Below are 21,806 nucleotides of genomic sequence, written 5' to 3'. Positions count from 1 at the left end.
GCCTGGCGGCTGTAGCGCGGTGGTCCCACCTGACCCCATGCCGAACTCAGAAGTGAAACGCCGTAGCGCCGATGGTAGTGTGGGGTCTCCCCATGCGAGAGTAGGGAACTGCCAGGCATCAAATAAAGAAACCCCGTACCTTCAGGTACGGGGTTTTTTGCTTTCTGGCAGGAAAAGGCACGACAGTTCCAGCCGACAAAGATCCCCCAATGACAGGCATATACGGTAAACTATCCCGGATTTTGCATCTGGATAGCGTCTATGAATCACTCCCTTAAGCCCTGGAATACCTTCGGTATTGACCGAAATGCCCGGCAAATCGTGCGGGCCGACGATGCGCAGCAACTGCTGGCCGCATGGAATCATGCAACGCAACACCACCTCCCTGTTCTTATTCTGGGCGAAGGCAGTAACGTGCTCTTTCTGGAAGACTTTTCTGGCACGGTGATCGTTAACCGCATCAGCGGGATTGAGGTTAAGGAGGCGCCAGATTGTTGGCATCTGCACGTCGGGGCCGGCGAGAACTGGCATAACCTGGTGCAGTTTACCCTTGAAAACAACATGCCCGGACTGGAAAACCTGGCCCTGATCCCTGGCTGCGCCGGTTCATCCCCTATTCAGAACATCGGCGCTTATGGCGTCGAACTCAGACAGGTGTGTGAATATGTCGATTGTATTGAACTGGCAACCGGTAACACGCTGCGTTTAAGCGCAGAAGCGTGCCACTTTGGCTATCGCGACAGCATTTTCAAACATGAGTATCAGGATAAATATGTCATCGTCGCAGTAGGTTTGCGCCTGACCAAAAACTGGCAGCCCGTTCTTACCTACGGCGATCTAACCCGACTGGACCCTGCGACGGTTACTGCGAAAGCCATTTTCGACGCGGTTTGTCACATGCGAATGAGTAAACTGCCCGATCCAAAAGTGAACGGTAATGCCGGCAGTTTCTTTAAAAACCCGGTTATCTCCGGCGAAAAAGCCAATATCTTACTTGCGCAATGGCCGCAGGCACCGCATTATCCACAGGCAGATGGTAGCGTCAAACTGGCTGCGGGCTGGCTTATCGATCGGTGTGAGCTGAAAGGAACAACCTTTGGCGGCGCGGCGGTACACCGTCAGCAGGCCCTGGTGCTCATCAACGAAAACAAAGCGACCAGCAATGATGTGGTGCAGCTGGCCCATCTCGTGCGCCAGCGGGTGGGTGAAAAATTTGATGTCTGGCTGGAGCCGGAGGTGCGCTTCATCGGTCATCATGGTGAAGTTAATGCCGTGGAGGCCATAGCATGAAGGACCATACCGTTCCTCTGAAACTTATCTCTATTCTGGCCGACGGCGATTTTCATTCCGGTGAACAGCTGGGTGAGCAGCTGGGCATGAGCCGCGCTGCCATTAACAAACATATTCAGACCCTGCGTGACTGGGGAGTAGATGTCTTTACCGTACCGGGTAAAGGCTACAGCCTGCCAGAGCCGGTTCAGCTGCTGAACGAAGCTTTTATCAGTAGCCAGATTACCGAAAACAGTGTTGCCGTTCTGCCGGTAATCGACTCGACTAACCAGTATCTGCTTAACAGGCTCAACGAACTGCAGTCCGGTGACAGCTGCGTGGCAGAGTACCAACAGGCCGGTCGTGGCCGGCGGGGCCGTAAATGGTTTTCGCCTTTTGGTGCCAATCTTTATCTCTCTATGTACTGGCGTCTGGAACAAGGACCTGCCGCGGCCATCGGCCTTAGCCTGGTGATTGGCATTGTGCTGGCTGAAGTTTTGCAGTCGCTCGGTGCCGACAACGTACGCGTCAAGTGGCCAAACGATCTCTATTTGAACGATCGAAAACTGGCAGGTATCCTGGTGGAACTGACAGGAAAAACCGGCGATGCAGCACAAATTGTCATGGGCGCCGGTATCAACCTGGTGATGCGCAATGTACAGGCTGAAGACATTAACCAGGGCTGGATCAACCTGCAGGAAGCGGGGATCGCTATCGATCGTAACGTCCTTGCCGTGCGCGTTATCAATGAGCTGCGTCACTCGCTGAAAATCTTTGAACAGGAGGGGCTCGCACCGTTCCTGCCTCGCTGGGAAAAGCTGGATAACTTTGTCCACCGTGCGGTGAAACTGATCATCGGTGACAAAGAGATCTACGGTACGTCGCGTGGTATTAATGAGCAGGGCGCGTTATTACTGGAGCAGGATGGCGTAATCAAACCCTGGGTCGGTGGCGAGATTTCACTGCGCAGTGCCGAGTAGATTGCGGGGAGTTGCTGGCTCCCCGGTTCTTAAGCCATACCTCCGCGAGCCTTCGTACGAAGCGGCAACCAGAATAATCCCTAAACGCTTGGTTACACTCTCTTAAACAGTTCCCGATAAGGTATACTCTGAAAGCAGCAGGGCAACCATTGATTAACCTGCCTATCGCGTTTCTGGAGATCCATTTTGCGTGTCAGCCGCTCTTTAACTATCAAACAAATGGCGATGGTTACTGCCGTCACCATGGTGTTTGTTTTCGTCTTTTGCGTCATTTTGCTGTTTCATGCCATTCAGCAGAATCGCTACAACACGGCTACGCAACTCGAGAGCATCGCCCGCTCAATCCGTGAGCCCCTTTCTGCCGCCATTCTGAAGGGAGATATTCCCCAGGCGGAGTCTATTATTAAAAGTATCAAGCCGGCAGGGGTCGTCAGCCAGGCGGATGTGGTGCTGCCAAATCAGTTTCAGGCACTGCGCATGAACTTCATCCCGGAACAACCGGTACCGGTGATGATGAAACGCCTGTTTGAAATGCCGGTGCAAATTTCCCTCCCGGTCTATTCGCTACAGCGTCCGGCGAATCCGCAGCCGCTGGCCTATCTGGTGCTACAGTCTGACTCCTGGCGGATGTACAAATTCGTGATGAGCTGGGTCTCAACGTTGGTAACCACTTACTTATTATTGACGCTGATGCTTACCGTGGCGTTGACCTGGTGCATTAATCGTCTCATCGTCCATCCTTTGCGTCGCATTGCTCGCGAGCTGGATACCCTCTCGCCGCAGCAACAGCTGGGACACCAGCTAACCTTGCCACGCCTGCACCACGACGACGAAATCGGCATGCTGGTGCGCAGCTACAACCTTAACCAGCAGCGCGTGATACGCCAGCGTGATGAGCTCAACCACAATGCCACCCGCTTCCCGGTGTCGGAGCTGCCCAATAAGGCGTTTCTGATGGTGCTACTGGAGCAGGCGGTGAAACGCCAGCAGACCATGGCGCTGATGGTGGTGGCCTGTGAAACGTTACAGGATACCGCGGGTGTATTGAAAGAGAGCCAACGGGAGATTTTACTGCTGACGTTGGTCGAAAAGCTCAAATCCGTTCTGGCCCCGCGGATGGTACTGACCCAGGTGAGCGGCTATGAGTTCGTGATTATCGCCAACGGCGTTAAGGAGCCGTGGCATGCCATCACATTAGGTCAGCAAGTGCTCACTGTTATCAATGAGCGGTTACCGGTTCAGGGGATCCAACTGCGTCCGAACGCCAGTGTTGGTATCGCGATGTTTTACGGCAACCTGACCGCTGAACAACTTTACCGCCGGGCGTTTTCCGCCGCGTTTACCGCCCGTCAGAAGGGTAAAAATCAGATTCAGTTCTTCGAGCCCGAGCAGATGGAGAAGGCGCAGCAGCGGTTATCAGAAGAGAACGATATTTTGGCGGCGATGGACAGTAACCATTTCGCCATCTGGTTGCAACCGCAGGTGGATCTGCGCACTGGCAAGGTCCATAGCGCCGAAGCGTTGTTGCGGATGCAGCAGGCCGACGGCGAATGGGAGCTGCCAGAAGGGCTAATCGACCGGATTGAGAACTGTGGCCTGATTGTGACGGTGGGTCACTGGGTGCTGGAAGAGTCCTGCCGTTTGCTGTCTGCCTGGCAGTCGCGGGGGGTGATGATGCCGCTGTCGGTCAACCTGTCTGCACTGCAGCTGATGCATCCGAACATGGTTCCGGACCTGCTGGCGTTGATTCATCGCTACCGGATCAAGCCAGATACTCTGATGCTGGAAGTTACCGAGAGCCGCCGGATTGACGATCCTAACGAAGCCGTGGCGATACTCCGCCCGCTGCGTAATGCCGGGGTACGTATTGCGCTGGACGACTTTGGCATGGGGTACGCTGGCCTGCGTCAATTGCAACATATGAAAGCCCTCCCTGTAGACGTACTGAAGATTGACAAGACCTTCGTGGAGGGGCTTCCGGAGGACAGCAGCATGGTCCAGGCGATTATCCAGCTGGCGCGCAGCCTGCGGTTGGGGATCATCGCTGAAGGTGTTGAAACCGAAGCCCAGCGCCGCTGGTTGGCCGATGCCGGGGTTGAATGTGGACAGGGGTATCTGTTTGATAAAGCCGTTCCGGGCGATATTTTTGAGAGCCGCTATCTTAAGCAAAATGGCAATAATACAGATGACTGAAATGTTGCTGGTTTGTGCGAGCCAGCTCAAATTTCTTAACATTTGCGTTTCAAATTCAGCCTGAACTTCTATCTGTCCTGATTTATGGGTGTTATTTTAAGGCCGCAGGTATGCAGTAACCCTACTGTACCTGTGGCTTTTCTTCCCAAGGACATCTTATGAAAACCTCTCTCTTCAAAAGTCTTTATTTTCAGGTGCTGACCGCCATTGCCATCGGTATTCTGCTTGGCCATTACTACCCTGAATTAGGCGCCCAAATGAAACCGCTTGGCGATGCCTTCGTTAAGCTGATTAAGATGGTGATCGCTCCGGTTATTTTCTGTACCGTCGTAACCGGTATCGCAGGCATGGAAAGCATGAAGGCCGTAGGCCGTACGGGGGCAGTGGCGCTGCTCTATTTCGAAGTGGTCAGCACCCTCGCGCTGATCATTGGCCTGGTGATTGTTAACGTCGTGCAGCCCGGGGCGGGCATGAACGTTGACCCCTCGACGCTGGATGCGAAAGCGGTAGCGGTCTACGCTGAGCAGGCGAAAGATCAGGGCGTGGTCGCCTTCCTGCTGGATGTGATCCCCGGTAGCGTGATTGGCGCCTTCGCCAGCGGGAATATCCTGCAGGTGCTGCTCTTCGCCGTGATGTTTGGTTTTGCCCTGCATCGCCTCGGCAACAAAGGCCAGCTGATTTTCAACGTGATTGAAAGTTTCTCACAGGTGATCTTCGGCATCATCAATATGATTATGCGTCTGGCACCCATCGGCGCCTTTGGGGCAATGGCCTTTACCATCGGTAAATATGGTGTCGGTACCCTGGTGCAGCTTGGCCAGCTGATTATCTGCTTCTATATCACCTGCATTCTGTTTGTGGTGGTGGTGCTGGGCAGCATTGCGCGCGCTACTGGCTTTAGCATCTTTAAATTCATTCGCTACATTCGTGAAGAACTGCTGATTGTATTGGGTACCTCTTCGTCCGAATCGGCGCTGCCGCGTATGCTCGATAAGATGGAGAAGCTGGGCTGTCGTAAATCGGTCGTGGGGCTGGTTATTCCGACCGGGTACTCGTTTAACCTGGATGGTACGTCGATCTACCTGACGATGGCGGCGGTATTTATCGCCCAGGCCACCAACAGCCATATGGATATCTTCCATCAAATCACGCTGCTGGTGGTGCTGCTGCTTTCGTCGAAAGGCGCGGCCGGGGTGACGGGGAGTGGTTTTATCGTCCTTGCGGCCACTATCTCCGCCGTCGGACATTTGCCGGTGGCCGGGCTGGCGCTGATCCTCGGTATTGACCGCTTTATGTCCGAAGCCCGTGCGCTGACAAACCTGGTCGGTAACGGTGTGGCGACGGTCGTCGTGGCGAAGTGGGTGAAAGAACTGGACCACAAAAAACTGGACGATACGCTGAATAATCGTGCGCCAGACGGCAAAACACGCGGTTTATCCTCCTAAAATCTTCCCTATGGCCCGCATGCCCTTGTCGGGGTGCGGGCTCCTGCGCATAATGGCCCTGCATACTTGTCATAATTCGATAAGGTTTATTTCGGGTAAATTTCACTTCATGCCGTGACGTTTCGCTTCACGCGCGGTCTAATCGAAGTGTTTTGAACATCATATTTAGAGTGCGACAGGGCGTGTGGCACTCTTTGTAACCAGGAATGTTGATCAGGGGTTCACATGCAGGGCACAAAAATTCGACTTTTAACCGGCGGTTTGCTCATGATGGCAGCAGCCAGTTACGTGCAGGCTGATGCGCTCCAGCCGGACCCGGCCTGGCAACAGGGAACGCTGGCAAACGGTTTTCAGTGGCAAGTTTTAGCCACCCCGCAGCGTCCCAGCGATCGCATTGAAGTCCGCCTTTCCGTTAATACCGGCTCCCTGACCGAAAGTACACAACAGAGCGGTTTCAGCCATTTTTTGCCCCGTCTGGCGCTGACCCAAAGCGGCAGCCTGCAGGCCGTGCAGGTCCGTTCATTGTGGCAACAGGGTATTGATCCCAAGCGCCCGCTGCCGCCTGCGGTAGTCTCCTACGACTACACCATGTTTAACCTCAGCCTGCCTAACAACCGCAACGATCTGCTTAAAGAGGCGCTGACCTGGCTGTCAGATACCGCGGGAAGCGTGTCTATTACCCCTGAAACGGTCAATTACGCTCTGAGCAACAGCGATATGGTGGCGACCTGGCCGGCGGATACTAAAGAGGGCTGGTGGCGCTATCGTCTGAAAGGTTCCGCGCTGCTGGGCCATGACCCGGCAGAGCCCTTAAAACAACCGGTCGATATTGAACAGGTGAAGTCGTTCTACCAGACCTGGTATACCCCGGATGCCATGACCCTGATTGTGGTCGGCAACATTGATAGCCGCGCGGTGATTGAGCAGATTAGCAAAACCTTCGGCGAGCTGAAGGGCAAACGCAGCACGCCTGCGCCGGTGCCAACGCTTTCTCCTCTGCGTGCAGAGCCGGTGAGCATCATGACCGATGCCGTGCGCCAGGATCGTCTCTCCATCATGTGGGACAGCCCGTGGCAGCCGATTCGTGAGTCGGCCGCGCTGCTGCGCTACTGGCGCGCCGATTTAGCCCGTGAAGCGTTGTTCTGGCATGTTCAACAAACCCTGAGTAAGAACAATGCCAAAGATATTGGTCTGGGCTTTGATTGCCGGGTGCTGTTCCAGCGCGCGCAGTGCGCCATCAACGTCGAGTCGCCGGGCGATAAGCTGAACGCGAATATGGCGGTAGTGGCGAAAGAGCTGGCGAAAGTGCGCGACAATGGCCTGAGCGAAGAGGAGTTCAACGCGCTGGTGGCGCAGAAAAACCTCGAGCTGCAAAAACTGTTTGCCACCTATGCCCGTACCGATACCGATATCCTGATTAGCCAGCGTATTCGCTCCCTGCAAAACCAGGTGGTGGACATTGCGCCGGAACAGTATCAGAAGCTGCGTCAGGATTTCCTTAACAGCCTGACCGCGGAGATGCTGAGCCAGGATCTGCGCCAGCAGCTTTCTCAGGATATGTCGCTGATTTTAATGCAGCCGAAAGGTGAGCCGGAATACGACATGAAAGAACTGCAGGCAACGTGGAACGGAATCATGGCGCCAGTGCAGCCAGCTGCAGCGACCCAATAAGGCGAGAAGCGAGGGGAGTGCGGTCTGATACCCTCACCCCAACTCTCTCCCGCGAAGAGCGGGAGCAAACACAAAAAACGGCAACCTGGGTTGCCGTTTTGCTTTTATCTTGCAGGCATCGCTTCACGCGGAATGATGGCACCACGATACTGAATCACCGTGCTGGCGGTCAGGTGACCGCGCTGCGCTGCCGCTTCCGGCGTACCGCCCGTCAGACGCACCGCCAGATACCCGGCGCTGAAGGAGTCTCCCGCCGCGGTCGTATCAATCACTTTCTCTTTCGCCAGCTTCACCGCAGGCACTTCAATAACCGCTTCGCCGGTAATCGCTACCAGGCAGGAATCTGCGCCACGCTTAATCACCACTTCGCTGACGCCAGCGGCCTGAGTACGGGCAATTACCTCATCAACCGGCTTCTCACCCCAAAGTGCATCTTCGTCGTCGAGGGTCAGGAAAGCGATATCGGTGCATTCCAGCATCTGGCTATAAACCTGCTGCGTCTCTTCGCGGCTGGTCCACAGGCGTGGACGATAGTTATTGTCGAAAATAACCTTCCCGCCGTTGGCACGGCATTCGCGCAGCAGGGAGAGCAGTTTTTCACGGCTGTTCTGGCTCAGGATCGCCAGGCTAATGCCGCTCAGATAGAGATAATCAAAGTGGGCCAGCGTTTCACAGATGTGTGCTGCGCTGTCGCTTTCCAGCCAGAATTTAGCAGCGGCTTCATTACGCCAGTAGTAGAACGTGCGCTCGCCCGTGCTATCGGTTTCGATGTAATAGAGGCCCGGCAGACGGTTTTCCATACGCTGGGTCAACGAGGTATCGACGTTTTCGCTCTGCCATGCGTCCAGCATCTGCTGGCTAAAATTGTCTGTGCCCAGAGCAGTCACATAATTTACCGCCAGCGCGTCAGCATCGACCTGACGAGCAATATACACTGAGGTGTTTAAGGTATCGCCACCGAAGCCACGGCTGACTTCCGCGCCTTTCTGGGACAGTTCGATCATACATTCGCCGATCACGGCAATTTTCTTAGACATAGTCGTGAACCTGGATAATTAAACTTCGGCTAGTTTGCGCTGGAGGCCGGGAGCGGTCAACAGTATTAAAACGACGTTCCATTATTTTTTTGAACTCGGACAAGTTCCTGGCGGGTTTGAGATCGCAGATTTTAATTTTCATCCGCAAGCCGACATAAAGTTCTCCTGCCTGGGGCCGATAATCCTTTGACCAGTCCCGACAGGCTCTTCCCCATTCAACAGGACATTTGAAATGAAGTTAAGGCAGGACATCCAGCTGCTGAGCATCCCTGAAGCGAGTATTGAGAACTTACAGGAATACCGCTACTGGCTGCAATGTGAGCGCACTTACACTTATCAGCCGATCTACCGCACCGACGGTAAGCTGATGGCGATTGAGATCCTGACCGTTGTAACCCATCCTTCAAACCCGGCACAGCGGATCGCCCCGGATCGCTACTTTGCGGAAGTGCCCGTGCGTCATCGTCTGGATATTCTTGAAGAGCAGCTCACCATGCTGGCGGCCAGACAGGAATTTTTTGCCGACAACACCATTCTGGCCTCGGTCAACGTCGATGGTCCAACCTTACTGGCGGTGCGTCAGGATGAGAGCCTGCAGAAGCTGATCCAGCGGCTTCCATGGCTGCGCTTTGAGCTGGTGGAGCACGTTCGTCTGCCGCAGGACTCCTCGTTTGCCGCCATGTGTGAGTTCGGTCCGCTGTGGCTGGACGACTTTGGCACCGGCATGGCGAACTTCTCCGCCCTGAGCGAGGTGCGTTACGACTACATCAAAGTGGCGCGCGATCTGTTCATCATGCTGCGTCAGACCCCGGAAGGCCGCAATCTGTTCACGCTTCTGCTGCAGCTGATGAACCGCTATTGCCAGGGCGTGATTGTAGAAGGCGTTGAGACGCTTGAAGAGTGGCGCGATGTACAGAACTCACCTGCCGCCGCCGCGCAGGGTTATTTCCTTTCCCGTCCGGTATCGATGGAGAGGCTCGACAACGTTATTATCACCCTGTAAAGCCCGGCAGCTTCCCGTAATAGCGCGTGTTTAACGCGTTATTACCGGACGCTGCCGCCCCCTTTCTGCATGCCTGGACTATATTCATGAAAGGCAAGTGATTACTGAAAGGGAGTATGGAATGACAAAAACAACAAAGATTATCACCTGGATCCTGGGGATCTTCTTGTTGTTGATTGTGGTGGCAATTGTCATCATTGCGACGTTTGACTGGAACCGACTCAAACCGACCATCAACCAGAAAGTCTCAACCGAGTTAAACCGTCCTTTCGCCATCCGCGGCGATCTGGGCGTCGTATGGGAACGTCAGCAGAGCGAAACGGGCTGGCGCAGCTGGATACCCTGGCCGCACGTTCATGCTAACGACGTTATGCTCGGCAACCCGCCGGACATTCCTGAAATCACCATGGTGCATCTCCCGCGCGTAGAAGCCACGCTGGCTCCGCTGGCGCTGCTCACCAAAACGGTCTATCTGCCGTGGATCAAACTGCAGCAGCCCGATGCCCGCCTGATCCGCCTGTCAGAAAAAACCAATAACTGGACCTTTGATCTTGCCGGCAGCGAAGACAAAGAGGCCAATGCGCAGCCTTCTGCCTGGTCATTCCGCCTCGACAACATCATTTTCGATCGCGGGCGCGTCGCCATTGATGATGCCGTAAGCAAAGCCGACCTTGAGATCTTTGTCGATCCGCTGGGAAAACCGCTGCCTTTTAGCGAAGTCACCGGCACGAAGGCAAAAGAAGATAAGGGCAAGGTGGGCGACTACGTCTTTGGCCTGAAAGCCGAGGGGCGCTACAACGACCAGCCGCTACGCGGCACCGGTAAAATTGGCGGTATGCTGGCGCTGCGCAGCGAAGGCACTCCCTTCCCGGTGCAGGCTGATTTCCGCTCCGGCAATACCCGGGTGGCCTTTGTCGGCACGGTGAACGACCCGATGAAGATGGGGGGCGTCGATCTGAAGCTGAAATTCGCCGGGGATTCTCTGGGACAGCTCTATGAGCTTACCGGCGTGCTGCTGCCGGATACGCCACCGTTCGAAACCGATGGCCATCTGGTGGCGAAAATCGACACGGAAAAATCCTCCGTCTTTGATTATCGCGACTTCAATGGCCGGATTGGTGACAGCGATATCCATGGCTCGCTGACCTACACCACCGGTAAACCACGGCCGAAGCTGGAAGGCGACGTGGAATCACGACAGCTGCGTCTCGCCGACCTGGGGCCGCTGATTGGTGTCGATTCTGGTAAAGGCACCAAAGCGCAGGAGGTGCGCAAGCAGGCGCCAGCTTCCGGCAAAGTGCTGCCCAACGATCGGTTCGAAACCGACAAGTGGGACGTGATGGATGCGGATGTGCGCTTCAAGGGGCGCAGAATCGAGCACGGCAGCAGCCTGCCCATCAGCAATCTTTCTACTCATATCATTCTGAAAAATGCTGACCTGCGTCTGCAGCCGCTGAAGTTTGGCCTGGCTGGCGGCACCATCTCGTCGAATATCCATCTCGAAGGAGATAAAAACCCCATGCAGGGCCAGGCTGACATTCAGGCGCGTCGGCTGAAGCTGAAAGAGCTGATGCCGGACGTGGAACTGATGCAGAAAACCCTGGGTGAGATGAATGGCGATGCCAAAATTCGCGGCACCGGCAACTCGGTAGCGGCCCTGCTGGGTAACGGCAACGGCAACCTGAAGCTGCTGATGAACGACGGGCTGGTGAGCCGTAACCTGATGGAAATTCTTGGCCTTAACGTCGGCAACTTCATTGTTGGTCAGATCTTCGGTGATGATGAAGTGCGGGTGAACTGTGCCGCCGCCAATATCGACCTGGTTAACGGCGTGGCGCGTCCGCAAATCTTTGCCTTCGATACCGAAAACGCGGTGATTAATGTCACCGGCACCGCCAGTATGGCCTCGGAACAGCTGGATCTCACCATCAACCCGGAAAGTAAAGGCATTCGCATCGTGACGCTGCGCTCACCGCTGTACGTGCGCGGCAGCTTCAAAGATCCGGATGCGGGGGTGAAGGCGGGGCCGTTGATTGCGCGCGGGGCTGTGGCTGCGGCGCTGGCAACGCTGGTGACGCCAGCGGCGGCGCTGCTTGCGCTGATCTCGCCGTCAGAGGGGCAGGCCAACCAGTGTCAGACCATCCTGTCGCAGATGAAAAAGTAAGCGTAACGCAAAAAAAAACGGCAACCCGCGGGTTGCCGTTTTTATTGGGGCATTACAGCGACTGATGACGGGTTTCGTGGGTCAGCAGCAGCGCAATCAGCGTCAGCGCTGCCATTGCCGCGAGGTAGATCCCCACATACTGCAGACCATAATTCGCCTGCAACCAGGTGGCGATATACGGCGCCACAGATGCCCCCAGAATTGAAGAGACGTTATAGGAGAAAGAAGCGCCTGTATAACGCACTTCGGTCGGGAACAGCTCTGGCAGCAGCGCCCCCATCGGACCGAACGTCAGCCCCATCAGGCTCAGGCCAATCAGCAGATACGCCATCACCAGCGCCGGGTTACCGGAACCGAGCAGCGGCGGGAAGACGAACAGCGCGAATACAATAATCAGCGAGGTGATAACGATCATGCTCGGACGACGGCCAAAGCGGTCGGCCAGCAGACCCGCAATCGGCACCATCACACCAAAACCGATTACCGCCATCATTAGCATCCACAGCACTTCGTTACGCGGCAGGCCCAGTCCCACTGGCGCAGCCGTGGTGCTGAAGGTCATGGAGTAGACGGTCATGATATAGAACAGCGTATAGGTCGCCAGCATGATGAAGGTGCCAAGTACGGTCACGCGAACGTGTTTGGTCAGCAGCGTGCCAAGCGGGACTTTTACCTGTTTCTTCGCGGCGGCCACTTTGGCAAACACCGGGGTCTCGTGCAGGGAGACGCGGACATACAGGCCGATCAGCACCAGCACCGCCGAGAAGATAAACGGAATACGCCAGCCCCAGGTCATGAACTGCTCGTCAGTCAGCAGCCAGGAGAGCAGCAGGAAGGTGCCGTTAGCAAAGAAGAAGCCAATCGGTGCGCCCAGCTGTGGGAAAGAGCCATACAGCGCGCGCTTGCGCGGCGGGGCGTTTTCGGTGGCCAGCAGCGCCGCGCCGCCCCATTCACCGCCCAGACCCAGACCCTGACCAAAACGGGCCAGCGCCAGCAGCAGCGGGGCCAGAATGCCGATGGTTTCATAGGTCGGCAGCAGACCGATGGCAACGGTGGAGATGCCCATCGTCAGCAGCGAGGCGACCAGCGTCACCTTACGCCCGACACGATCGCCGAAGTGGCCGAACAGCGCAGAGCCGATAGGACGCGCGACAAAGGCAATGGCGAAAGTCGCCAGCGACTGCAGCGTGGCCGCCGTCGGGTCGCCCTGCGGGAAGAAGATATGCGGGAAAACGATAACCGCAGCGGTGGCGTAAATATAGAAGTCGAAGAATTCGATGGCGGTGCCAATCAGTGACGCGACGACGACTTTATTGCGCGAGTTAACCGGGGCGTTTTCCTGCTCTGAATTGAGTGTTGTGGCTGTGGCTTGCATAAACTTTTCTTATTTTTGGCGAACGAAAGGCCATATTACGCACAGCAAAAGCGATATTTCAATCTGTAACAAACGCAGCGAGTGGCCAAAAAGCCAGCAAAAAGCGGATAATTTTCAGACCAGGAAAATCACATCTATGAAATGCTTCACAGAAATGAATACTTAGAGAATAAAACTGGTTTTTGGTTAAATAAAAGTTACAGGCTGGATTTATATGCTGAAATGATGAGTCGGGCTGAAATATTTCATTCTTATTCAGCCCGATGGGAAAGTTAACGGTGTGTTTTGCCGGGCATTCTCCGGTCATCCGGATACTCGGCGGTGGCGATCCAGGCCGCGACAAACAGAGTCAGCCTGGCAAAGAAGTAGAAGAAGGCCATCAGCCCCAGCACGGAGCCGAACGCCGCACCGGAGGGAGAGGTCACCAGCGATGGCAGGGTATATGTCATCACGATTTTAATCACCTCAAAGCCGATAGCGGCAATGAATGTGCCGCGGATCAACGCCTTGCGACGAGGACGATGACGGGGCAGGCGCCAGAAGATCCAGAAGAACAGCAGATAGTTCGCCATCATCGAAATAGCCAGCCCCACCAGATGCCAGACGGGTTTCAGCCACTCGATGGTGTCGAGATAGAGCGCAGAGATAATCATCTGCTGCGCCGAGCCCGCCACGGAGGTGATAGTGAGGGTAACGATCAGCGCGACCAGCAGTCCAATCAGTGAGACGAAGTCGCGAAAATACTTGGTCCAGATTTTCTCCTGATCCTGCGGCTTACGTTCCCAGACCTCACGCGACTGGGCGCGGATCGCCTCCCGCAGGTTTCCCATCCAGTTAACGCCGGAGTAGAGCGCCACAAACAGCCCGACGATCCCAACGGTAGTGCGTTGCTGGACGGCGGTGCTGATGGTGCTTTTCAGGGTCGAGGCAAGCGTCGGATCGCTGACGTTTTGCAGGATCTTATTAAAGATATCCTGCAGCAGCGTGGGGTGCGACACCAGCACAAACCCCGCTGCCGCAAAGGAGAGCATCAGGATGGGGATCATCGACAGGAAGGAGAAATAGGTGATCGCGGCGCCGAACTGATTGCCCAGCCGATCGTTAAAGCGCTCGGTAGCGCGCAGCAGGTGAGCAATCACAGGTTGCTGCTGGATAATCTGGATGAGGTCTTTCGCCTTGTCGAGCAGGCTGCCCGTTTTACGCACGGCGGTAATTTTAGGTTCTGTCGGCGCCGGTGGCGGACTGTTTTCCAGCTTCTTAATCGGCTCGTAGTCCAGATCCTGGGTGGGACGTTGCTCGTTGCTTTCCGGCATCAGTCACGTTTTCCTTATTATTTAGCGAGTAGTCCCTGCAATTATAGCCTGCGCTCAGTCAACGTAGGTTTTCATGACTTCCGTAAGCCAGGCCATAAACAGATGCACCCGGCGAGAGAGATTGCGGCGGTGGGGATAAATGAGCGACACCGGCATCGGTCTGGCGCGGTACTGCGGCAGGATCTCCAGCAGTTTTTTGGCTCGCAGCGCATCACGCACGCCGACTCTGGGCACCTGAATAATCCCCAGCCCGGCGAGAGCCGAGGCGTGGTAGGTCTCGGTGCTGTTGACTGTCAGGACGCCACCGGTTTTGACCCAGTGGGTCGCCTCACCGTCGTAGTATTCAAACCCCTGGGGCCGGGTGCCGAGATGGGACGCGTAGTGCACCACGGCATGGGAGGCTAAATCCTCCAGCCCGTCGGGATAACCAAAACGCGACAAATAATCGGGGCTGGCGCAGTTGATGACCGACAGTCTGCCAAGCGGGCGGGCGATTAAGCCCGAATCTTTCAGGGTACCGACACGTACTACGCAATCAAACCCTTCCCGGATCACGTCCACCAGCCGATCGCTGCTGCTCAGCTCCAGCTCAATGCCGGGATATTGCTGTAAAAAAAGCGGCAGTCGGGGGATGACTAAATTTCGCGCAACGCCAGCCGGCATATCCACGCGTATTCTTCCGCTGACGCTGGCGGGATCGTGCAAAAAAAGACCATCCAGCTCTTCCATATTTGTCAGCAGATCTTTGGCCCGCTCGTAATAGACCATGCCGTCCTGGGTCAGGCTGACGCGCCGCGTGGTGCGGTGCAGCAGCTGCGTGCCAAGCCCGTTCTCCAGCGCCTGAATCTGGCGCGATACGCTACCTTTAGGAAGGCCCATTGAGTCCGCGGCGCGGGAAAAACTCTCCAGTTCAGCGACGCGAATGAACAACTGCATTGCGTGAATTTTATCCATAGGAAGCGCTCATTGTTGTTGAATTTGAAACAGTGAAGCGTTGCAGGGCGTATTTATTGATTTTCTATCACCTAATAAGCTCTTTCTCAATCACCACAACAGCCGAAACGAGGTTTCTTATGACTGAACGTATTGTAATAGTGACTGGCGGCAGCCGCGGGCTCGGTAAAAACGCGGCGCTGAAGCTGGCAGAAAAGGGGGTTGGGATCCTCCTGACCTTCAACCGTAGCGAGCAGGAAGCGCTCGATGTCGTGCGCGAAATTGAGCAAAAAGGGGTAAAAGCGGCGGCATTGCAGCTGAACGTCGGCGATATCAGCAGCTTTGAAGAGTTTGTTGCCCAGGTGAGCGAAAAGCTGCATGCGGTCTGGCAGCGCAACACCTTCGATTATTTGTTGAACAACGCAGGCGTGGGTTTATACGCCCCGTACGTAGAAACCACGGAAGCACAGTTTGATGACGTAATGAACATCCATTTCAAAGGACCGTTCTTTCTGACCCAGCGCCTGCTCCCGCTGATGAAAAACGGCGGACGGATCCTGAATGTCTCATCCGGGCTGGCCCGTTTTGCGCTGCCTGGCTCCAGCACCTATGCGGCGATGAAAGGGGCTATGGAAGTGCTCACCCGCTACCAGGCCAAAGAGCTGGGGGCGCGCGGGATCACCGCCAATATTATTGCCCCCGGCGCTATTGAAACCGATTTTGGCGGCGGACGCGTGCGCGACAATAAAGAGATCAATCAGCAGATTGCCGCGCAGACGGCGCTGGGTCGCGTCGGATTACCAGATGATATCGGCGATGCGATTGCAGCGCTGCTCAGCGACGAACTCGGCTGGATGAATGCGCAGCGCATTGAAGTCTCCGGAGGGATGTTCCTGTAACCTGAGGCCGGGGGAGGGATCCCCGCGGCACGCTCAGCAATACTCTTTTCTTAACAGTCCAAACAGCCAGTCATTATACCATTCGCCAGCCAGCCAGTAGCTTTCCCGCAGCTCTCCTTCCAGCACAAAGCCCGTTTTTTCCAGCAGGCGTTTGGAGGCCACATTGCCGGCCGTCACCGTGGCGGTTAAACGGCGAATGCCCCCCTGCATAAAGGCGTAATCGCACACCGCCTGCAAGGACTCAAAGCCATAGCCTTTGCCCTGCGCCTGAGGGGCGAAAAGAAATCCGACTTCGGCGCAATCATCATCGCGATGGATATAGCCAGTGACCCCAAGCGGCGTCTGGTTATTATCACGCACCACCAGGCACAGCCAGTGGGCACTGCCCGGTGTCCAGGCGGGCAGGCGAGAGATAAAGGTCTCGCGGATGGCCTCTTCCGGGCGGGCTTCGGCCACGTAGCGCATCACATCAGGGTGCTGCTGGAGCGAGAGAAAAAAGGGCCAGTCTTCTTCCTGCAACGGGGTGCAGGTTAAACGCGGGGTGTGTAACACAGGCATGCCAGGTCTCCGGGAGCTTTTGTAAATGATTTTAACATTATCACTGAAATAGTGCCGGTTATCGGTTATGTTTAATCTGGTATAACCACTTAAAAAACAACCGCTCTCCGTTAGCTGCGCCTGAATTCTTGCGCGGCATTAAAGGAAAATGATGACCCTCAGTAAATCGCACCTGATCCGCGAGCAGTTTGAACGCTGTCTGGGAATTATTCGTCAGGCCTCCGTGGAAATCCTGCTCCTGTTAAAGGTGCGTGTTGCTGAAGGCAAAGACCCCCGTTGGTTCCTGGAGCAGCTGGATTCTGCCAGGCTGGCGCTGGGGGGCTGGGCGAGCGTGGCAAAGCGGCTAAACCTTAACGATGCGGAACTTTCACAGTTCACGCTGCAACTGCGGCTTTTACAGCAGCGGGTGCCGCAGTATGAGAGCGGGCAGGATGTGAGCGATAACCAGCTGATCGCCGCGACGCGCTTCGTGACCGCGCTGGAACACCTGCGCTTACAGCAGCCGCTGCTGACCTACAGCACGGAAATGAACCCCAATGATGAGCTACAGCAGCAGCACGCCCGGAAACAGGTGCGGACGCTGGAGCTGATGATTAAGGGGCTGATCATGCAGGCCTGGCCGGACCCGACGCGCCTGAACAATCACCTGAAAACCTTGTTTGGCGCCGATCGGGTTCGCCGCTGGATGCAGCAGGGCGAACGTAATGACGCCCTCAGCGGCATGATGTTTAGCGAGCTGGCGCTGATGCTGGTGGATAAAAAAGAGTATTCCCGCTCTTACTCGGCGCTATTCAGCGATCCCTCCCTGCTGACGCTGATGGTGGAACCCCGTAAAACGCTCCAGTCATTTCTTGATGATATCCGGCTGATCCGTAATCAAATTATTGCTCAACAACCGCTAACTTCCGCGCAAACTCTGCTGCTGGACAACTATTACGCCCAGATGGCCGGCCCCGTTCAGCGGGCTTTTAAGGAGGGGCGCACTAAAGTGAACCCGGCGGGGGTGATGGCAGAGGATAACCACGAGCTGGAGCTGTTCTGGGAAAATGCGCGAGAAAAAAACCGGGTCACCGGCGACGATATTTTTGAAGTGCGCGACACCATTGATAAACCGAACCGTCGGCACGCCCGCACGCCCGAGCAGCGTGACCACCTGATCTCGGTGGTACTGTGGGGCGCAGTTGGGGTGACGGTGATGGGAATGCTGGTGGCGGGTACCTGGTTATTAATGGAAAGCAGTACCCCGACCCAGGCGGCCAGTACCGTAGCGCCGCCCGCGAAAGCGGTAGTAGAGGAAATGCGCGAGATGCCTTCCTCCCGCGAAACGCTGACAAGAATGGGCGTTACCTGGGATGAGAACAACTTCCGTGCAGCGATCGACAGGAACGACACCCGCGTGGCGCTGCTGTTTTTGAAGGCGGGAATGGAGTGGAAGCTCTCCTGGACGGAGCGCGCGCTGTCCCTGGACCATCGGGAGGTGCTGGACGTCCTGATGCGCTACCGTCTGCAAATGGCGCAGGAAAAACCCTGCCGACAGTTTATTAATAACCTCGGCCACGCCATGGCAGCCGGTGAGTCGCTGACGGACCTGCGCAAAGAGTATCTCCAGGCATTTTGTACCGTTCCGGCGGTGGTTGAGCGCCAGCGACGCGAGATGGATCAGGCGAAGCGGCGGGCGCAGGCACAGCCGGACGCCAGCACCAAAAAATGGCAGACTATTCAGACGACCATTTATGAAGTCATTCGCTGACACGTCGGGGAGCTACGGCTCCCCATACAGACCTATCAGACGGCGCACTACGCCGTTGGTCCAGCCAAACCCATCCTGCAGGGGATACTCACCGCCGCCCCCTTCCCGGGGCTGGCTGCTGGCGATGTGATACTTCTCAATCAGCTTATGATGCGTTTTGTAGAAGTGGTTTACCGTGTGCAACCAGCTCCACGCGATTTCATCCCCCAGAGAATCGTTGCCGTACTGCTTGAATCCCTGAATCGCCATCCACTGCAATGGCGCCCAGCCGTTGGGTTTATCCCACTGTTCGCCGGTTTCGTACTCGGTGGCAAGGATACCGCCCGGCGTCAGGAGCCGCGCTTTAACCGCATCGGATAACCGTTCGGCCTGCTCATGGGTACACATACCGACATACAGCGGCACGATGCCGGCCGCTGAGAACAGCGCCAACTGCTCCCGGCGCCAGTCGTAATCGCGATAGCAGCCGTTTTCGTCATCCCACAGATAGCGATTAACCGCCGCGCGGCGGTCGCTCGCCTTCTGGCGGAAAAGCTCCGCCGTCTCTTTATCCCCTTTCGATGCCGAAATGTTGGCGATGGCGCTCTCCAGTTTGAACAGGAAGGCGTTAAGATCGATAGGGATAAACTGGGTAGTGCGAATACTTGCCAGCCGGCTCGGATCCCGCAGCCAGCGTGAGGAGTAGTCCCAACCGGAGGCGGCCCCGGCGCGCAGATCGCGGTACACCTCGTTCGGGGGACGACCAGAGTGGCGGGCGGTTTCGACGTCCTCTATCCAGGATTCGTCTCGCGGGGTGTCGCGGTCATCCCAGTAACGGTTGAGCAGAGAGCCGTCCGGCATCCGCACCGCGCTGCGATAGGCCTGGTTGAGCAGCAGCGACTCCGCGCCATCCATCCAGAAGGCATACTCCATTTTCAGGTGATCCAGATAACGCTTGGCGCCGCGCACGCCGTCCTCTTCAAACAGCTCCACCATCAGGGCAAACACCGGTGGCTGAGAGCGGCTCAGGTAGTAGGTCCGGTTGCCGTTGGGAATATGGCCGTATTTTTCAATCATCCATGCAAAGTTATCCGCCATGCACTTGAGCATGTCGTGGCGGCCACTTTCGGCCAGCCCCAGCATGGTGAAATAGGAATCCCAGTAGTAGGTTTCGCTGAATCGCCCACCCGGCACAATGTAGGCCTGCGGCAGCGCCAGCAGCGACGACCAGGGAATGTGATCCTGCGGCTCGCGCGTCAGCACCGGCCACAGGGTGTCGATATGGTCTTTCAACGAGAAAGAGGGATCGGAGACATACTCGCTCGAATGCACTTCCGGTAGCCAGAAGTGCTTCTCCACAAAATCGCGCAGGTCAAAGTCCCGATGGCGTTTCACCTTGCGGTAACGAATGAGAATATCCAGTGGATCCATCTTCGGCGCACAGTCGGGAAAGGTTTTGCTGTCGGCAAACAGGCGCGACGACTGCACATGCTCGAAGAGCTCAAGGTAGCGATCCGCAGGGGTGAGTGCATCGGATGCGGGCAGCCCCTCAATCATCTCAGGTTCCGGCTCCGCCTCGAGCATTTCATCCAGTTTTAACTCGCATGGATCGATTTCGTAGAGAAGTTCTTGTTCTATGTCGAACTCTACGGTCTCTACAGTGCGTAATTTCTGGTTGAACATGGTGGTCAGGACCTCCGGTTAGCGTTGTCTCAGGTCTGGTTTTATCCGGTTGCCTACTAATCTTAGACATTCGCTTCGGTCTGTGGTGAGGGAAATGTGCGTTAGATCACGCTTTGTCGCGGGGAGAAAAAGAGCGCTGCTGGCGTCATGTTGATGTTTTTATGGCAGTAAACGGAACATCCAGCAGCAGTCAGAGCAGAAAAAATTCGGATCATTCGCTATGCGGCAAAGAGGCGATCAGGCGCCGATATCCGCTTCTTCGTGAATGCGATACCCTCTGGCGCGATCAAATACCTTATCAGATGCGCTCAGCGCGCGAAAACCTCTGCCTTCCGGCTGGATGACAAATTTCAGAGAGTCGCACAGCTTCACGTCTTCATCGCTCGCGTTTGAGCCGATGACGGCATTCGGGGCAAAGGGCGCGACCGCAGCGGCAAAAGCCTCTTCCATCTCATCACGCGTTTTATATTGCTCATCTTCAATATTGAGCGCGCTATGGATTATGGCGCAGTCCAGCATCGTACCCTGCAACCAGTAACAGGAAGAGGAATAGGCCGCGCACCAGGTCAGTTTGCTGTCTTCGATAAACGCTTCCAGCTTTTCGGGTTTACTGCCCGCAAAACATGAACCCAGCATCAGGCCTTTGATATTAAATTTCTTTGATTTTTCATTGATGGAAAAGAGCATATGGTCGAGCGAAACATCACCTATATGGGTTCGGCTCCCGTGTGCCGCGACATAGACGATGGTGTTATCAAACTTCTGACGGCACAGGCACTCCAGCGCTAAATCAAAGCTGCTTTTATTGTAGAAGTTCAGGCAGTAGACCTCGGTATTGCCGTGCATCTTCGCGACCCCTTGCACGAACGGCAGTACCGATGAGCGGTGGGCATCATGATCGTCGAGCTTCCAGGGGGATTCCAGAACCAGAATGGCATTCTTATTGCTGCTGATTGTCATAAAATATTAACCTAAGTGAAATTAGATATTTATTGAATTAATAACGCTGGGTATTCGGACTTTTATTTTGTTGGCCAACTCTGCAAATAAATGTCCAAAATCGCTCTTGTTTCGCCATACGCATATGAGGCATTAAGAAATTCCCCCGTCATCATTTCCGGTGACATCTAAAACAGGAATTCTTATGAACCTTAACGCGAAGCGTCAGGGCGTTACGCCTTTATCTTTTGAAAAGCCATGTGAATTTCAATCCACTATAACAGAACTGGCAGGGCTGCTGGAAAGCCGCCAATTAGCGTGGCTGGATATTTGTGAAGGAGAGAACAAAGCGATTATTTTTCGCAGCAATCTGCGGAAAAGCGTGTTCCGCAATATTCAGTTTGCCAGCCTGATAATTAACCGCTGTTATATCGACGGACTCTGTTTTGAGAATTGCGATATGCGCAATGTCTTTTTCTCAAACAGCACCGTGACACAACCGATCCGCTTACGTCATTGCCAGGTGGCGGGAATGCGGCTGTTAAATATGTCGTTGAGGATGTTTATTTTTGAGGAATGTACCGGCGTCGGGCAGATTGTGATTGCCTGACGCCG

Annotated in this window: 17 protein-coding genes and 1 rRNA gene; 11 read left to right on the top strand and 7 right to left on the bottom strand. The window is 55.4% G+C overall.

Translation table 11 applies throughout. From position 1 onward, the window contains the following. The first annotated feature begins 1 nt into the window (after position 1). The 6 genes from rrf to MXM41_RS20860 all read left to right on the top strand — a co-directional run bounded on the left by rrf (position 2) and on the right by MXM41_RS20860 (position 7,558). A 5S ribosomal RNA gene (gene rrf, locus MXM41_RS20885) occupies positions 2-117 on the top strand. 144 nt (positions 118-261) lie between these two features. Then, entirely contained in the window at positions 262-1,290 is a 1,029-nt protein-coding gene (murB, locus tag MXM41_RS20880; RefSeq protein ID WP_325934135.1) for a UDP-N-acetylmuramate dehydrogenase, read from the top strand. Beyond that, entirely contained in the window at positions 1,287-2,249 is a 963-nt protein-coding gene (birA, locus tag MXM41_RS20875) for a bifunctional biotin--[acetyl-CoA-carboxylase] ligase/biotin operon repressor BirA (protein WP_325934134.1), read from the top strand. Before murB ends, birA begins: the two co-directional genes overlap by 4 nt. A 186-nt stretch (positions 2,250-2,435) precedes the next feature. Next, positions 2,436-4,442 (top strand): biofilm formation regulator HmsP, encoded by a 2,007-nt coding sequence (gene hmsP, locus MXM41_RS20870; RefSeq protein WP_325934133.1) that lies wholly within the window; start codon positions 2,436-2,438, stop codon positions 4,440-4,442. Between the two features lie 158 nt (positions 4,443-4,600). Next, a complete protein-coding gene (locus MXM41_RS20865) occupies positions 4,601-5,887 on the top strand; it encodes a dicarboxylate/amino acid:cation symporter (protein ID WP_325934132.1) in 1,287 nt (428 codons plus the stop codon). A 225-nt stretch (positions 5,888-6,112) separates the two neighbouring features. Next, positions 6,113-7,558: a pitrilysin family protein gene (locus MXM41_RS20860; RefSeq protein WP_325934131.1), complete on the top strand. Its 1,446-nt coding sequence runs from the start codon at positions 6,113-6,115 to the stop codon at positions 7,556-7,558. Between the two features lie 104 nt (positions 7,559-7,662). On the opposite strand, the gene MXM41_RS20855 is transcribed toward MXM41_RS20860, so the two are convergent. Then, on the bottom strand, positions 7,663-8,595 hold the full coding sequence (locus MXM41_RS20855) for a sugar kinase (protein WP_325934130.1): 933 nt from the start codon (positions 8,593-8,595) through the stop codon (positions 7,663-7,665). 232 nt (positions 8,596-8,827) lie between these two features. Here MXM41_RS20855 and pdeH point away from each other — a divergent pair, with 232 nt between their 5' ends. Together pdeH and MXM41_RS20845 are read left to right on the top strand one after the other, a co-directional pair. Further along, positions 8,828-9,598 (top strand): cyclic-guanylate-specific phosphodiesterase, encoded by a 771-nt coding sequence (gene pdeH / locus MXM41_RS20850; RefSeq protein WP_325934129.1) that lies wholly within the window; start codon positions 8,828-8,830, stop codon positions 9,596-9,598. 121 nt (positions 9,599-9,719) lie between these two features. Continuing rightward, on the top strand, positions 9,720-11,762 hold the full coding sequence (locus tag MXM41_RS20845) for an AsmA family protein (protein WP_325934128.1): 2,043 nt from the start codon (positions 9,720-9,722) through the stop codon (positions 11,760-11,762). Positions 11,763-11,814: 52 nt separating this feature from the next. On the opposite strand, the gene MXM41_RS20840 is transcribed toward MXM41_RS20845, so the two are convergent. The 3 genes from MXM41_RS20840 to MXM41_RS20830 form a co-directional block, all read right to left on the bottom strand. Further along, positions 11,815-13,137, bottom strand: a complete 1,323-nt coding sequence (locus tag MXM41_RS20840) for an MFS transporter (RefSeq protein WP_325934126.1) — start codon at positions 13,135-13,137, stop codon at positions 11,815-11,817. A gap of 272 nt (positions 13,138-13,409) precedes the next feature. Further along, positions 13,410-14,450 (bottom strand): inner membrane protein YhjD, encoded by a 1,041-nt coding sequence (yhjD, locus tag MXM41_RS20835; RefSeq protein WP_418936802.1) that lies wholly within the window; start codon positions 14,448-14,450, stop codon positions 13,410-13,412. A gap of 54 nt (positions 14,451-14,504) precedes the next feature. Continuing rightward, on the bottom strand, positions 14,505-15,404 hold the full coding sequence (locus MXM41_RS20830; protein ID WP_325934125.1) for a LysR family transcriptional regulator: 900 nt from the start codon (positions 15,402-15,404) through the stop codon (positions 14,505-14,507). A 119-nt stretch (positions 15,405-15,523) separates the two neighbouring features. On the opposite strand from MXM41_RS20830, the gene MXM41_RS20825 reads away from it, so the two are divergent. Continuing rightward, a complete protein-coding gene (locus MXM41_RS20825) occupies positions 15,524-16,282 on the top strand; it encodes an SDR family NAD(P)-dependent oxidoreductase (protein ID WP_325934124.1) in 759 nt (252 codons plus the stop codon). Positions 16,283-16,315: 33 nt separating this feature from the next. Here the strand turns inward: MXM41_RS20825 and MXM41_RS20820 are convergent, their stop codons facing one another. Continuing rightward, positions 16,316-16,840, bottom strand: coding sequence for a GNAT family protein (locus MXM41_RS20820; RefSeq protein ID WP_325934123.1), 525 nt, complete (start codon positions 16,838-16,840; stop codon positions 16,316-16,318). Between the two features lie 151 nt (positions 16,841-16,991). Between MXM41_RS20820 and MXM41_RS20815 the strand changes: the two genes are divergently transcribed. Further along, on the top strand, positions 16,992-18,590 hold the full coding sequence (locus MXM41_RS20815; protein ID WP_325934122.1) for an STY4199 family HEPN domain-containing protein: 1,599 nt from the start codon (positions 16,992-16,994) through the stop codon (positions 18,588-18,590). A gap of 12 nt (positions 18,591-18,602) precedes the next feature. On the opposite strand, the gene MXM41_RS20810 is transcribed toward MXM41_RS20815, so the two are convergent. Beyond that, a complete protein-coding gene (locus tag MXM41_RS20810; RefSeq protein WP_325934121.1) occupies positions 18,603-20,252 on the bottom strand; it encodes an alpha,alpha-trehalase in 1,650 nt (549 codons plus the stop codon). 237 nt (positions 20,253-20,489) lie between these two features. After that, positions 20,490-21,212 carry a hypothetical protein gene (locus tag MXM41_RS20805; protein ID WP_325934119.1) on the bottom strand — a complete coding sequence of 241 codons (723 nt, stop codon included), beginning with the start codon at positions 21,210-21,212 and terminating at the stop codon, positions 20,490-20,492. A gap of 160 nt (positions 21,213-21,372) precedes the next feature. Between MXM41_RS20805 and MXM41_RS20800 the strand changes: the two genes are divergently transcribed. Next, positions 21,373-21,801 (top strand): hypothetical protein, encoded by a 429-nt coding sequence (locus MXM41_RS20800; protein ID WP_325934117.1) that lies wholly within the window; start codon positions 21,373-21,375, stop codon positions 21,799-21,801. The last annotated feature ends 5 nt before the right edge of the window (positions 21,802-21,806 follow it).

The organism is Leclercia adecarboxylata (assembly GCF_035787115.1).
GTDB classification, from domain to species: Bacteria; Pseudomonadota; Gammaproteobacteria; order Enterobacterales; family Enterobacteriaceae; genus Enterobacter; species Enterobacter adecarboxylatus_E.
Note: the sequence above shows the minus strand (reverse complement) of the source record. Positions and strands in the feature narration are given on the sequence as shown.